The sequence below is a fragment of the Moorena sp. SIO4G3 genome (assembly GCF_010692305.1).
Taxonomy (GTDB): domain Bacteria; phylum Cyanobacteriota; class Cyanobacteriia; order Cyanobacteriales; family Coleofasciculaceae; genus Moorena; species Moorena producens_A.
The window spans coordinates 1-14881 of sequence record NZ_JAAHIG010000230.1 but is presented as its reverse complement, the minus strand read 5'-3'; the positions used below and the strand labels follow the sequence as shown (position 1 = coordinate 14881).

Here is a 14881-nt window from a genome sequence, read left to right as displayed (position 1 = left end):
TAACTTCTTTGATTTGGGTGGTCATTCTTTGATGGCAACTCAGGTGGTGTCTCGGGTGCGACAAGCATTTTCAGTAGAGTTATTTGTAAGTAAGCTATTTCAAAATCTTACTATCGCTCAACTAGCATGTAGGGAGTAGGGAGTAGGGAGTAGGGAAAAGGTAAAAAAAATTATCACAATTCATTTAGGATTGGTATATGGTATGGAAAATTAGAAAAAAAATCAACACAGAAATTGCCATATGGCGACAAGCTGCACTTCCAGGAATAGCAGTTATCATAATAGTGGTTATACTACGTTTAATAGGTTCACTGCAATTTTTCGAGTGGATGGCCCTTGATACTTTTTTACGTCTTCGTCCTGGGGAACCAACAGATGATAAGGTTGTAGTTGTTGGTATTAACGAAGAAGACATCCGCAGTATTGGACGTTATCCCATACCAGATGGAGAAATCGCTGAACTGATCCAAACAATAGAAGAGTATCAGCCAATTGCTATTGGTCTTGATATTGTTAGAGATATACCTATTGAGCCAGATCATGCCAAACTAACAAAAGTCTTTCAGCAACACAAAACTATCATTGGGATTGAAAAAATATTACCACCCGAGCAAATTCCTCCACCTCCAGAATTACCGAAACAGCAAGTGGGGTTTTCTGATCTGATTGCAGATCAAGATGGTCAATATAGACGTTATTTGCTTTGGACTCCATCACCGCAAAACCCCCACAATCTCGATGAAGACAAATATTCCCTATCCCTGCGCGTCGCACAAGCCTATTTATCTGCGCAAGGGATTAATATAGAAACGGGTATCAGTGATCCTAATACTATCAGGTTTGACACCAAAGAACTCCCTCGCTTTTTCCCTAATTCTGGGGGATATATCAGGGGGAATGATAGTGGATTAAAGATGTTAGTTAATTTTCGGAGTGGCAAACAGCCCTTTACTATTGTATCACTCAAAGATATTCAATCTGGCCAACTAGACCCGAAATTATTTCATAACCGGATTGTTTTTATTGGCATCACTGCTCAGAGTGTCCCTGACCGTTTTAATACTTCAGCAGTTGCTGGTTCCTATGCAAAAATTAACGGTCATATTTATGGTGTAGAATTTCATGCTCATGTTAGTTCTCAGATAATTAATGGTGTTTTAAATAACAGACCTTTTTTAAACGTTTGGTCTGATAAATGGGAATATTTGTGGATAATCATCTGGGGTGTTATTCCCATGATTATCGCTCGGATAACTCAATCTCTATGGAAAAATATATTAGCTGTTGGTGCTAGTAGTTTTGCTTTAATTGGAATCACCTATTTACTAATTGTATGGGGATGGTGGGTTTCTTTAGTACCAGGTTTGTTAATTTTAGTAATTAATGGTTTGGGACTAAGTGCGTTTGCATTTTATCAACATGACCAGGCTTTAAAGTCTCAAATTAAGGAACGTCAACGTACAAGAAAACATACATTTGATCTTATTCATGCTGGTCCTCTACAAACATTAGCCCATGTGTTGAAGCATCTGCGAAGTCAAGATGCACCACAAGAAGAATTACTATTGCAATTAGAGAAACTCAATCATGAAATCAGAGAAATTGGCGAGTATCTGAATCTAGAAGCACTAACTACAAAAGAAAGTATAAGATTAGGAAGTGGTTTAAAGTTAGAGTTAAAACGTTCTATTCATGAGCTTTTTTATCAAGTATATACCAGTACATTGGAACGTGATGACTTGGAGTATTTAAAAACTATGAAGGTAAAAATTCGTGCATTTGATCCCATTGATGAAAAATACTTGAACCTTGAACAAAGACAAGAACTATGCCTATTTCTCGAAGAAGCTTTGTGCAATGTTGGAAAACACGCTAAAGGAGTAAAACGTGTCGAAGCTACTGGTAAAGAGAATCAAGGGTGGTACACTTTGAGCATAAAAGATAATGGTTCTGGTATTTCCTCATTAACTGAAAGCAAAGGGACACAGTTACTCAAAAATGTTGCGAAAAGTTTGGGAGGTGATTTTAGACGTGATTCTCTTTTTCCTAAAGGAACGTTATGTGAACTAACGTGGCAATTAACAGATTATAAAAGTCGTCGTAAACAATAAAATATTACAATCTCCGAATAGTATGACTACTCAAGGTTTAGGATTCCTTAACAAACCTATTAATTACAGACTAGTAACTAGCTGTACCCTCAGTTTGTTACTATTGTTTGTGCCATTTGCTATAGCTGAATATAGACCACCTGATCGAGAACCTGCTAGTGACTCTTCCGACACTACTGCTCGTTTTACACCACGTGATCGAGAACCTGCTAGTGACTCTTCCGACACTACTGCTCGTTTTACACCACGTGATCGAAAACCTACTAGTGACTATTCCCGAACTGGAGGTCCTAGGGGATGTCCAGGTGAAGCAATACCCCTGACACTCCTGGCACCTCAGACTTATGTTGGTCAAACCGCTTCAGTGCATCCCACTTTTGCTGGCTTTGTTTCCAGTTCTCATGAAATAGAGTTTAGACTGTTTGAGTTTGAGTCGAATAATACACTTAAACAATTGGGTAGTCCCATTAAAAAGCAAACTCAACCAGGAGTTTTTCAGCTGTCTTTACCAGAGAATCACCCAGGATTAACGGTAGGTAAAAAATATTTGTGGCAGATCGCAATTCGTTGTCCAGATGGTGCTATAGTCGAAAGGGCAGAATTCAGAGTTGTAGAGTTGCCAACACAGATAAAAAGAAGGCTATCTACTACAGTTAATAGTTACAATAAAGTAGATATCTATGCTGGGGCTGATTTTTGGTATGAAGCATTTACGGAAGCGCTAAGGTTGGCACAACCTGGAAAAATGGGAAAGCTTGGTTCCAGTTTAGTGGAAGACCTGGCTAAGTCTGAGTTAGAAGAAGATGCTGATAAAATTAAGTGGTTGGAGGAAATTGTAAATATGGATAAGTGATATAGCGCTACGCGCAAGGCAATAGGCAATAGGCAATAGGCAATAGGCAATAGCTGATTATAATAGCTTTTACTACTTTTATAAATGTCTTAACTTTAATGCGTAGTGCTATATCTAGGGCTTGCTGATTAACTATCAAAGCATTGACAGATAAAGGTTTTAGCCTTTTTTGGTCTCTAAAAGTCCCAGCTTTTCGGTCGAAAAAGCTCAATAACTTAGCCTTTTGGGCAGACAAGAGCAGAAAAATAAAGGGACAAGTCTTCCGACTACCTCCTATATAATTCCCATTTCTCCTAACTCCGTAACTCCAACTCCTGACTCCTACCAATACCAAAAGACTTTTTCAGCAAACCCTATCTAGGTTTTACAACCAATTACCAATCATAATAAACGGTGCCCAAAAATAAGGATTATCATATTGGTTATTTATTTCTGGGATTTCTTTTGCCTTAAGTAATTTTTTCTGAGCAGCTTGTAACGCTTTAGCTTTACTCATTCCCAATTGATGTACATTTCTATAAAATTCTTTCACTAACAAAGATGTAGATTCATCTCCCACAGACCAAAGGGAAGCCATTGCACTTCTGACCCCAACTTGCAAAGCTACACCAGCTAAACCCAAACTAGAACGTTCATCACCTACCGCTGTTTGACAAGCCGTTAGTGCTAAAAGCTCAACAGAGGCAGCACCGCCACTGACTTGGCGTAAGACTGTTTCTAATTCATTGATGGTGAGTTTATTATTATTTCCTGTAACTAAAAACGTATCTTCAGCAATTATTCCAAATTGAGCATGAGTTGCTATATGAATAACTGGGTAAACTGTATCTTGAATTTCCTTTTCTAGTTTCTTCGGTTCAAAGTCTTCATCTATAAACTGTTTATGATTAGGAAATATTTTTTGAACTTCTTTGATTTCTAAGGGTACACTTGGCAAAGCTCGGAATGGGAGCTCGTCAATTATTGCTTCTTTACTGACCCCCAAAATTAACGCACGACCTGTTTGAGTATTTAGTTTTTTGGGTGCAGTTAAACTTAAACTAGGGGTGGTAGCGATCGCATAGTTTTCAATTAAGTATTTCTGAGCTTTTTTATCATAAAGGGCAGCCATTGGGATGTCACGCAAAAAGCTGTCTTGAATGAAAACAATAGTTTCGATAGATTGCGACGTTAAATAATCTTCAAAAGGAAGAATCATCAAATCATATAACGTTTTAGCTTCAGTAGTATCATAAGTGATTGACAATTGACCGTCTATTAATCCTTGGCGGAATTTTTCAATCTGATTTCTAAAATCTTTCCGTGATGCTTTGATCCAGTGTAAGTGTTTTTCCTTATTTGGCAGAGTCAAAATCATTGCCGTACCATCGTCTAAAACAATGGAACTAAACACGGCTGTGTTTTTTTCTAAAAGTTCATCAACTTGAGTATTATTAATAGCTGCCAAAATACAATCATTGCCAAAATAATTTTGTAGCTCTGCTAGTTTTAAAGAATTAACCGTTGCTAAGGCCAAATTTAATTCTTTATTACGATTTTCTTCATCCAGAGAAGCTAACTCAATTCGGAACTGGGCTAACTGACGATAAACAGGCTCAATTACATCCCGAAAGTCAAATTGTAAATCCCGTTCTGCAATTAAAATATCACTGCGAATTTTATCTAGGGTATTATAGGCACGTTGATAGAAAGGAATCGCCTGTGCCTCTTTGTTCTGCTTTTGTAATATCCTACCTGCTTGCCATTCCCATAAATAAAGGCTATCTTTAGCTTGCAAATTTTGGTCAGCTAATAACAGTGCTTTCTGAGTTAATGTCCAAGCTTTTTGATAGGCTTTACGACATTCATAAAAATGACCTAGGGCACCTAAAGCATAAGATTCAGCACGTGTTGCTTGCAATCTTTGGGCAATTTCGATAGCCTGATTTAGTATTGTTGTTGCTTGTGCATCTGCTAATTTTCCCTTTGCTGAACACTGGGTTAAGGGCGAAGTAATATTACTATCACCATCAGGTAAATTAGCTAAATCTATAGCTGCATATACCTTCGTAACAGAATCTGGTAAATGAGCGAGTAATTCTAAAGCTTGTTGAATATCTACATTAATCGTTGCTGCATCAACTAAATTTAAGTCTTGAGTGCGTTCATAAAGCTGAATTAAATTCAGTAGACTTCGCATTTGAGCCGATTTATAATCTTGTTCTTGAGATTGTGTCAAACTCCATTGAAAATAGCCCAAAGCCTTCTGATAATCTTCCCTGGCATTAGATTTAAATTCCTTGGCTTTAGGAATACGACGTTGGGCAGCAGATTTAGCCCGTAAATTCCAAAGTTGGGCACGACTTGCATGAGTGTTACCTAAACTATTTAATATCAAAACAATATAGGCGGGATTATTATAATTTTTGGCCTCTTCTAATGCCGTTTCTAAATAGTCGATTGCTTCGTCGTAATCACCCCGGAGACGATAAGCTTCACCTAAACTTCCTAATGCTGCTACTTCCCCCAGTTTATCTTGTTGCTCACGAGCAATTTGTAATGCACTCCCTGGCAAACACTCTCGCTTCCCTGGCGATTTGTCGTAATTAGGACCGCATAACAGCGCAATTGCTTTCCCTGGTTGTCCTAGATTACTATAGGCTTGCGCTTGTTCCGTAAGCACTTGCCCTACTTTTTGTAAATTGCCAATAGTCTGATAGTAATAAATTACCTTCTCCCAATAGCCAAGTGCTTCCTGAGTATCCCCCAACTGCTGATAGGCTCTTGCTAAATTTTCATTAACAATTGCAATAGTTTCCACTTCATTACTTTTTTCATATACCTTTAACGCTTCTTTCCATAAGGAAATTGCACCGCGATAATCTCCCCTAGCATAGCGTTCAATACCTTGATTTACCTGTTGAATTGTATTGGTATCTTGAGCGTTGACTAATTCTCCTATCGTTGCTTGCTTTGTTATTAAAGATAGATTACCCAGCCATAAACATAATGTCAGGCTGATGAGAAACAATACTCCGAGCCAACGGCGCATATTTGATTTACTAAATCTATGGAACACAGGCTGACTCCGGCTTTAGCTGTGTAATATAGCGCTACGCGCAAGGCAACAGGCAAGAGGCAAAAGGCAAAAGTTGATTAAAACAGTTTAGGTGCGCTTTCCGCATCTAATTATTAAATTCGCCACGGGTCGCACCTTTTGCTGCTTGTATCAATGTCAAACACCTTAATGCGTAGTACTATATCACTTAAGTGCTTGTTCTTAACACTATCAAAATTTGGTAATCAAGCAAACTAGGGCGTGTCATCAGTTAAGCCAAACCACAGCAGCAGCCAAGTATAGCGCTACGCGCAAGTCAGAAGTTAGAAGTCAGAAGTCAAAGGTGCGCTTTCCGTAGGCGAATTAAATTCGCCACGGGTCGCACCTAAAAGTAAGCTATGACTAAGTTTCGGATCGGGATAATTACCCTGTCTTGATGCAGTCGCTCATGGGGGAAACCACGGCAGTCGCTCATGGGGGGAACCCCCAAGACCGCGCTGCCTCCCCAAGACCGCGCTGCATCGCTTAATAAAAATCTCTCCCATCTCCCCATCTCCCCATCTCCCCACACTTCCCACCCTTACCCTACTCCCTACTCCCTACTCCCTACTCCCTTATGTTGCTGAACTTCCCATTTTCAACCAGCCAAAAATTTCCTCTGCTGTCAACTGAAGCTCGATACCATCTAACACCACTAGAGAGTCACTTACCAGAAACAATTCCGGTTGTTGGTTAGGTAGAAAAATCAAGACCGAGCGGTCGTAAGGGTCAATTAGCCATCCTAGTTGAGAACCATGTTTTATACAATGTAAAATATTACCTATTACTTGGTTTGAACTCTGGCCTGGAGAGATAATTTCAATAGTCCAGTCTGGAGCAATAAACACATCATCTACAGGCTCCCCTTCATCATCAAATTCAATCTGGTGCCAGCGAATAACTGCTAGATCCGAAACAATTGACCGTCCGCCAAAAGTACATCGTAGCTCTGGGAAAGCGTAGGCAATTTGCCCTTCCTCAACAACAGTATTAATTGTACTAGTCAACTTACCCTGAAGTCTGGAGTGGCGAGTTTTAGGCATTGGTTTCTGGCTAATTTCACCGTTAATATATTCCCTAGGGGGTTTAGTCTCTGGGAGTTCCAGAAACTCTTCGAGAGTCAAAGGTAAGGCAGCTATCTTTACCATTAGCAGCTAGTTCCAGAAACAGATGTGACCATACTATAGCAATTCTCAATCGGGTCAGGTACTTTCCTTCTTGGTTTTATGATACTGTTTCCGTCAATTCTTCTCCACTGATCCGAAGTTCCCTGATATGAAGTTACCCATAACTGCCGCAAAGTCATATAATTGCTTAGGGGATATCTGAAAAGTTTTTTGATACTGAATTTTGCCCCCCTAGCCCCCCAATTCTGGGGGGAACAAGAATCAATTTGTTGGTAAAAGTCCCCCAAGCGAGCAATCCCTCGCTTGGGGGACCAACGGGGGCTTGGATGTAGCAAATGAGACTTCTCAGACAACCTCTTAGGGGAAAGGCGAATGCAATACGTCGAACTAGTCGATTCCCAAGGTGGTAGGTATCACAGCGGTTAAAACTGCACGAGTCGCTGTCTTGATGCACCCGATAATGCCACAGGTTTTATTTGAGATATCATGGAAAAATGAGTCCGTAAAATCCATCCATCATGGCTACTATTATTTATCCATCAAAACTCAGCCTTAGTGACGTAGAAGATAAATTTAAGCTCCAAGAAGTAATGGAGCCAGAGTTTTTTCCAGAGTGCGTGGAAGACCTGCCCCAACTAAGTGAAATAGAAAGGCAAATTCTTGATAGAGCAAAAGCTAATTACAAGTACTTGTCTAAAGATTTGGTACTAGAAGACCTAGTGAAAATGGTTGTTGTTTCTCCTTTATTGGATTGGGCAGGATTTTATCAACCGCCTTTTAAGGTTCAAGCAGAGTATGAAGTGTCTTTACCCATTGAAGATAAAGATGAAGACACAATTGTCAAAGGACGGATTGAGATTTTGGCCGTGAGCAAACCAATTTGGATCGCCGTTATTGAGTCCAAACGTTCTGCTGTTTCCTTACAACCAGCAATTCCTCAAGCACTAGTTTACATGCTGAAGAGTCCCCAAACAGAGCAACCAACATTTGGTCTTGTTACTAATGGTGCTAGCTTTATCTTTATCAAGTTAGTTAAAGGCGAAACCCTACGCTATGGTTTATCAAAAGCGTTTGATATCTGGAATCCTGGCAATTATTTATATGATGTTTTGGGTATTTTGAAGCGTATTGCTGCTGTCACGGCTAATTCTTAGAGGAGAGACAAGTAATACCAGTTTTCAAAAGTAGCGTCATACTTAAAATAAAAACATGACCATATACATTGGCTTTTGCAATCTTTATGTATTTCATGACTTTTGACTTTTGGTATAAATTCTAAATTCTAAATTCTAAATTCTAAATTCCCTAAAAACTTTGTTACAAAAATTTAACAAATATGTTATAATATGCCATTTTTTGTGCTATAGTAAAACTGTGGTCGTTAAACGTCCACGGGAAGAGCCAGCCAACGGATTTTGCGAGGCCGGTGTGGCTGGCTCTTGGTCCCCCAGTAACAGGAGATACATAGATTATGTCTTACCATCAACGCCTACATCCATGGGTAATTATTAGGCTGTTATCGAAGATGCAACGGGTCGTTGTTGCTCGTTTCCGCAAGCGTTCCGATGCCGTTCGCGTAGCGTGACCTTTGGTCAAGGGCCATTTAAAGGCTTTGAAACGGTTGATGCCGGATGCCGAATTTATCATTATTTTTGATCACGGCGAGCCTATAGAGGAAGAATTGTAAGGGATCAGTTTTCAGCTAATGCGCGACGCGCACGCTACGCGAACAGCTATCAGTTATTAGCGAACAGCTATCAGCGATCAGCTAATGCGCTACGCGAACAGTTATCAGTACACATAATTCAAGTAGGGTGGGCAAAATTATATTATCTATAATAGTCAAAATAACCCAACTTTTTTGGCCCACCCTACAAGCTACAAACTCAAAAAACGATTGACCGTAGGTCACGCTACTATCAGTAGAGCAAGGAAATGACCTGATAAATAGAGCGCTTTAGCTAACTAAGGACAAAATGCTTACATGGGTAGACTTACCCTAAACCTGAAGTTTTAAAGGCTAAGGACTTTGGTAGTAGTACACAAGAGTGATTTTAGCTACCGTTACCTTGACGCTTACCATAGCCAAATCACCACATCTTTACCACTACCCTGATTTGTTCTAAGATAATTAAGATGTATACTCTATCTAAATTTGTAAATAGGAACTATGTCAACAAAAATTGCTGCTGAAGAATTTTATGATAAATTTGCTGCTAACTATGACGAGGTGTTAAAAGATCCCAGTTGTAATGCACAGCATGTATATGAGGCGGCTAAAATCTTCAATCGACATAATCACCATCAAGGCAGTGTTTTAGATATTGCTTGTGGGACAGGGTTTTTAAGTGAATTGTTGGAAGGGGAGTTTGACTATACAGGGATTGATATTTCAAGTAAGATGCTGGATTTTGCGGCAAAAAGGGGTTATAAAACTATCCACAAATCGATTGAAACAGCCCTAGCTGAAATTGATAGCAAGTCCTACGATTTTGTTTTTTGTTTAAGTTCGTTACTGTGTGTCGAAGACGCCGCAACAGCGATAAAACACATCGGTCGAATTGCCCGAAAAACTAGTATAATTAGCCTTGATGAAACAACAGACGAATATATTAAAAACTTTGTTGTTCCAGTTTATGATCACTCTAAAATTGCCATCGAAAATGCCACCGAAGATTATTTTATTGTGGGTTGGACTTCTCCAACCCTAGGGATTACAATCCGAACTCGTATGATTTACATTGAACAAAAAAGCTCAGGATAGTCTTACTGTTGACTTGGTGTGCAGCAATACTAGAGCCTCACTCACTCTCTAACTAAAACCTCTAGGTGTTTAGCTAAAATCTCAACATCGGGTGAGCGCATCATAGTATAATGATCTCCAGGAATCCTGTAAGTTTCTAGACCACCTACTGCTAGCTCATGCCAACCTCGGTCTTCTGCTTCTAACTCCCTGGCACAAAATAGAGCAATCCGACCAGAATAGGGCTGGGGTTGATAGCGATACATAGCCATTAAGTTGGCTTGGAAAACTCCAAACAGCTTACGCATCTGCTCCATACCGATTTCCGGTGGTAAGATATTGAGCCCTTTCGCTTCCTGAAGGATGTGCTGCAATTGCTGCTCTAGCCCTCCTTGCTTACACTCGTTTTCAGATAAATTGACCTCACTACCTTTAGCTGCAAGCCCCCTAAATCCCCGACTATCAAAAAGCGAAGCATCCGCTAATTCCCCCCAAAATTGGGGGGTTAGGGGGGCGGGGGACTTTAACTCAAGTTCCCCCCAAAGTTGGGGGGCTAGGGGGGCGAAACTTGCTGTAAGCTTCTCAACTGCAATCTGCCTTTCTGTACCAAAAACACTACCCAAATCCTTAGCTAGAGAGCTTGCCATCATCTGTTGATCCACCTGTTCTGGTCGGTCAATAGCAACAGGTGAATAGCTATCGATTAATGCTAGCAGAGCCACGTCTTCCCCAGCAGCAGATAATTGTTGAGCCATTTCCCAAGCAATAATACCTCCTAATGACCAACCTCCTAAATAATACGGCCCGACCGGTTGAATAGTTTGCAAGGCTTCAATGTAGCAACTGGCCATATCCTCAATTCCGGTTAATGGTTCAGACTCACCAAATAAACCAGGGGATTGCAACCCGTAAAAGGGTTGGTTATCTCCTAGATAACGAGCTAACTGTGCATAACAAAGAACATTGCCCCCAACCGGATGAACACAGAAGAAAGCAGGTAAGTTTCCTACCTTGTTAATAGCAACTAGGGGAGAGGAAGATTGGTTCTCAGTAGCATTGACCAGAAGACTAGCTTGGTTTTCAATAGTCGGTTCCGTGAACAGGGTAGCTAAAGGTAAATCAGTTCCAAACTGCTGTTTAATCCGAGCCATGAGACGAACTGCTAACAGAGAATGACCTCCAAGATCAAAGAAGTTATTTTTAACTCCAACTGGGTTGACATTGAGGAGATCAGACCAAATTTGGGACAGTTGCAATTCCCGGGAATTACGAGGTGAAACAAAGCCAGCGTCTTGAGGTCGGTTAGATGTATCTAATTCAGGTAAGGCGCGCCGATCAACTTTGCCATTGGGGGTTAACGGGAGTTTGTCCAAGAAGATAAAGCCAGAGGGAATCATGTAATCCGGTAATTTTTGTTTCAGAAACTGTCGCAATTGGCTACTAGTTAGCTCTTCTTTTTGCTCGGAAACAATATAAGCCACGAGACGTTTCTGGTCAGCGTCTTTCCTGGCCACAACTACTGTTTCCCGCACAGCTGGATGTTGACCTAAGACAGCTTCAATTTCTCCAAGTTCGATGCGGAAACCGCGAATTTTAACCTGGTTATCAATGCGTCCAAGAAATTCGATGTTGCCGTCACTTAAATAGCGAGCCTTATCCCCAGTTTTATAAAGGCGGGAATCTAAATCAGCGCTAAACAGGTTGGAAATGAATTTCTCTTGTGTTAACTCAGGGCGGTTAAGATAGCCTCGTGCCAATCCAGCACCACCAATATGCAATTCTCCTGGCACACCCACAGGCAAGGGTTGTAGAGACTCGTCTAGAATGTAAATTTGCGTGTTAGCAATTGGTCTTCCTATGGGAATTGACTCTATCGTCGTCTCAAGTTGTCTAGAAATAGGATAATAACAAGTAAAAGTCGTGCTTTCTGTCGGGCCATATCCATTAATGATTGTTGTCAATGGCAGAGTTTCAAGTGCTTTCTGAACGTGAGCCACCGAAAGTGCTTCCCCACCAATGAGTAGTTGTTTAATTCCTGACAATGCTTGTGGGTCATCATCAATAATAGAGTTAAACACAGCAGCCGTCAGCCACAAAATAGTAATGCCATGTTTGTGGATTTCTGCCCTCAGATTTTTAGCAGTGGGAATATTTTCTGGGAAAAGAACGCATCTAGCACCATGCAACAAAGCGCCCCAAATCTCGAATGTGGAAGCATCAAAAGAAATTGGAGCCATCTGAAGAAATCTGTCTGTTGCATCTAGATGAACGTAATTTACCCCAAACAAAAGACGATTAACGCCACGATGAACCACTTCCACGCCTTTAGGCTGACCTGTTGATCCCGAAGTATAAATCACATAAGCTAAATTTTCAGAGCTGGCTGTGCTATTGAAATTATCTTGATTGGCTTGGTTAATCCTCTGCCAGTCAGTATCTAAACAGACGATACGCCCTTGATGTTGAGGAAGGGATTCTAGGAATTTCTCTTGAGTCAGCAATACTTTGACTTGAGTGTCTTCCAGGATAAAGCTTAAGCGTTCTTGGGGATACTTTGGATCAAGGGGCACATAAGCTCCACCTGCTTTTAGAATGCCTAATATTGCCACAATCATTTCCAGGGAGCGCTCCACACACAACCCAACTAGCACATCTGCTTCCACACCCACTGAACGTAAATAGTGGGCTAACTGGTTAGCACGACCATTTAATTCACTGTAAGTCAGGTGTTGATTTTCGTACATTACTGCGATCGCATCAGGAGTTTTCTCTACCTGCTCCTCAAACAACTGATGGATACACTTATCCTGAGGATAGTCCACAAACGTATTATTCCATTCCACCAATAGCTGCTGGCGTTCCGCTGTTGTCAGCAACGGTAACTTTGAAACTTGTGCTTGTGGATTAGCAACAATACCTTCGAGCAAAGTCTGGAAATTTCCTGCCATCCGGACAATAGTTGTCTCATCAAACAAATCAGTGTTGTATTCCAAATTGGCCTGAAATCCTCCATCAGTTTCCTTGATCAACAAGGTTAAGTCAAACTTCGAGGTTACCGTTTCTATATCCAAAGCAGTTAGGTTTAGCTCAGGCAACTCTGCTTTCTGTTCGTTGGCATTATGCAATGCAAACATGACCTGAAACAAAGGGCTATGGCTTAGTGATCGCTCTGGTTTTAATACTTCTACCAATTGTTCAAATGGCAGATCCTGATGAGCGTAACCATCTAAGGCAACTTGGCGCACCCGACTGAGTAACTCCAAGAAACTTGGATTTCTTGATAAATCAATACGCAGCACAATAGTATTGAGGAAGAATCCGATCAGTGGTTCTAATTCACGGCGGCTGCGGTTAGCAATAGCAGAGCCAATGATAATATCTTCTTGAGAGCTGTAGCGGTATAGTAAGATCCCAAATACTGCTAGCAGACTCATAAAAATAGTTGCTCCTGATTGTTGGCTTAAGCTTCTCAACCTAGTCGTTAATTCGGGATTGAGTTCAAACTTGAAGCTACTCCCTTGGTAGGTTTGCACAGCAGGACGGGGACGATCCGTCGGCAATTCTAGCAGTGTTGGTATCCCAGCTAACTGTTGTTTCCAGTAGTTCACTTGATTTTCCAGCACCTCCCCGGTAAACCACTGACCCTGCCAACTGGCAAAGTCAGCATACTGGATAGGTAGTTCTGGCAACAAGGAAGGTTTCCGATAGTGGAACCCTGAGTAGAGAGCAGACAATTCCGCAAAGAATACCCTCATTGACCAATCATCAGAGATAATGTGGTGCATCATCAACAACAGTACGTATTCTTTTTCCCCCAAACGCAACAGTGAAACTCGCAACAAAGGTCCTTTGGCAAGGTCAAACAGTTGCTGGGCTTTCTCAAATACCAACTGCTTTACCTCAATGGACTGCTCCTGTTTTGGTAGTTGTTGTAAGTCAACGATGGGCAGGTCAACATTTAAATCAGGTGAAATAACCTGTACGGTCGAGCCATCTATAATCTTAAAAGTAGTTCGTAGTACTTCGTGACGGCAGACAATTTCCGCCAAGGCTTTTTCTAGAGCGGTAACATCAAGGGAACCACTTAAATGCACAACGACTGGCTCGTTATAGTAGGCGCTACCTCCTTCTTGGAGCAGATCCAGAAACCACAATCGTTGCTGGGCAAAAGATAGAGGTAATTCTCCATCTCTGGACACAGGTTGTATAGGCGGTAATAGCTGGTTTGCTTTGTCCCCGCTAGCTGAGGTGTGTTGGCTCATTTCAGCTATGGTTGGACTTTCAAATATGCAGCGCAGGGGCAACTCTACTGAAAAAGTATCCCGCATCCGAGAAATAAGTTTGATAGCCTGGATCGAATCTCCTCCCAAATGAAAGAAGTTGTCGTAAATACCAATTTCTTCTAATCCCAACACTTCAGCCCAAATACTGGCCAAGATCTCTTCTGTGGGAGTACGAGGAGCAACAAACTCAACTACCAAATCGCGACGAGACTTACTTGGTGCAGGTAGAGCCCGTCGATCTACTTTACCACTAGGTGTTAGGGGCAGTGCTTCCAAAACTACAAAAGCAGCAGGAATCATATAATCCGGTAGCTGTTCTTGTAAGAAATTGCGTACTTGGGACACCAATTGGGGATTTTTCTGGACTAGGTTGGGCTGGTTAGCTGTCCGGCAAAAGAAGCCCCACACCTAATGCGTAGCATAGGTGTGGGATGAATTTTGCACAGGGTATTATAAAATTGCTATAATATATGTACTGATAAACAAAGCCGTTCGCGAAGCGTGGCCAAAGGCCTTAAATGCTGGTTTGTCAGCCACCTACTAATCAAAAATACAACTTATTGTATTGTTCCGGCGCGGAGGGGCATCCCGTGTCGTTAATAAAGCTTACCGAGTATCCGAACCGTTGGGTGGAGTTGGTAAGAAGCCCACACGCTCACTCAAAGAGTCAGTGTGGGAGTATGTCACC

At 41.2% G+C, this 14881-nt stretch carries 10 protein-coding genes; 6 read left to right on the top strand and 4 right to left on the bottom strand.

Going from position 1 to position 14881, the window contains the following annotated elements; translation table 11 throughout:
- Positions 1-13 precede the first annotated feature (13 nt).
- From F6J99_RS45735 to F6J99_RS29905, 3 genes are read left to right on the top strand one after another with little or no spacing between them, the layout of a single operon-like run.
- The gene (locus tag F6J99_RS45735) at positions 14-139 is read left to right on the top strand and encodes a phosphopantetheine-binding protein (RefSeq protein ID WP_365974482.1); all 126 of its coding nucleotides are present in this window, start codon (positions 14-16) and stop codon (positions 137-139) included.
- A gap of 58 nt (positions 140-197) precedes the next feature.
- Positions 198-2111, top strand: a complete 1914-nt coding sequence (locus F6J99_RS29910; protein WP_293118338.1) for a CHASE2 domain-containing protein — start codon at positions 198-200, stop codon at positions 2109-2111.
- Between the two features lie 22 nt (positions 2112-2133).
- Complete coding sequence (locus tag F6J99_RS29905; RefSeq protein ID WP_293118336.1) at positions 2134-2964, top strand: DUF928 domain-containing protein; 831 nt, start codon at positions 2134-2136, stop codon at positions 2962-2964.
- A 7-nt stretch (positions 2965-2971) separates the two neighbouring features.
- On the opposite strand, the gene F6J99_RS29900 is transcribed toward F6J99_RS29905, so the two are convergent.
- Positions 2972-3199: a hypothetical protein gene (locus F6J99_RS29900; RefSeq protein WP_293118334.1), complete on the bottom strand. Its 228-nt coding sequence runs from the start codon at positions 3197-3199 to the stop codon at positions 2972-2974.
- A gap of 129 nt (positions 3200-3328) precedes the next feature.
- On the bottom strand, positions 3329-5995 hold the full coding sequence (locus F6J99_RS29895; protein WP_293118332.1) for a CHAT domain-containing protein: 2667 nt from the start codon (positions 5993-5995) through the stop codon (positions 3329-3331).
- Between the two features lie 479 nt (positions 5996-6474).
- Here F6J99_RS29895 and F6J99_RS29890 point away from each other — a divergent pair, with 479 nt between their 5' ends.
- Entirely contained in the window at positions 6475-6627 is a 153-nt protein-coding gene (locus F6J99_RS29890; protein WP_293118330.1) for a hypothetical protein, read from the top strand.
- Here F6J99_RS29890 and F6J99_RS29885 read toward each other — a convergent pair.
- Entirely contained in the window at positions 6616-7188 is a 573-nt protein-coding gene (locus tag F6J99_RS29885; protein ID WP_293118328.1) for a Uma2 family endonuclease, read from the bottom strand. The two genes, F6J99_RS29890 and F6J99_RS29885, sit on opposite strands and share 12 nt — an antisense overlap.
- 497 nt (positions 7189-7685) lie before the next feature.
- On the opposite strand from F6J99_RS29885, the gene F6J99_RS29880 reads away from it, so the two are divergent.
- Both F6J99_RS29880 and F6J99_RS29870 read left to right on the top strand, forming a co-directional pair.
- A complete protein-coding gene (locus F6J99_RS29880) occupies positions 7686-8321 on the top strand; it encodes a restriction endonuclease subunit R (protein WP_293118326.1) in 636 nt (211 codons plus the stop codon).
- Between the two features lie 1016 nt (positions 8322-9337).
- A complete protein-coding gene (locus F6J99_RS29870) occupies positions 9338-9931 on the top strand; it encodes a class I SAM-dependent methyltransferase (protein ID WP_293118324.1) in 594 nt (197 codons plus the stop codon).
- A gap of 41 nt (positions 9932-9972) precedes the next feature.
- Here F6J99_RS29870 and F6J99_RS29865 read toward each other — a convergent pair whose 3' ends face one another.
- A complete protein-coding gene (locus F6J99_RS29865; RefSeq protein ID WP_293118322.1) occupies positions 9973-14538 on the bottom strand; it encodes a non-ribosomal peptide synthetase in 4566 nt (1521 codons plus the stop codon).
- Positions 14539-14881 lie beyond the last annotated feature (343 nt).

Bases quoted from the DNA above. Each gene is read 5' to 3' on its own strand.
- F6J99_RS29890 (WP_293118330.1), top strand. From the start codon at position 6,475: ATGGGGGGAACCCCCAAGACCGCGCTGCCTCCCCAAGACCGCGCTGCA.
- F6J99_RS29870 (WP_293118324.1), top strand. From the start codon at position 9,338: ATGTCAACAAAAATTGCTGCTGAAGAATTTTATGATAAATTTGCTGCT.
- F6J99_RS29905 (WP_293118336.1), top strand. From the start codon at position 2,134: ATGACTACTCAAGGTTTAGGATTCCTTAACAAACCTATTAATTACAGA.
- F6J99_RS29910 (WP_293118338.1), top strand. From the start codon at position 198: ATGGTATGGAAAATTAGAAAAAAAATCAACACAGAAATTGCCATATGG.
- F6J99_RS29885 (WP_293118328.1), bottom strand. From the start codon at position 7,188: ATGGTAAAGATAGCTGCCTTACCTTTGACTCTCGAAGAGTTTCTGGAA.
- F6J99_RS29895 (WP_293118332.1), bottom strand. From the start codon at position 5,995: ATGCGCCGTTGGCTCGGAGTATTGTTTCTCATCAGCCTGACATTATGT.
- F6J99_RS29880 (WP_293118326.1), top strand. From the start codon at position 7,686: ATGGCTACTATTATTTATCCATCAAAACTCAGCCTTAGTGACGTAGAA.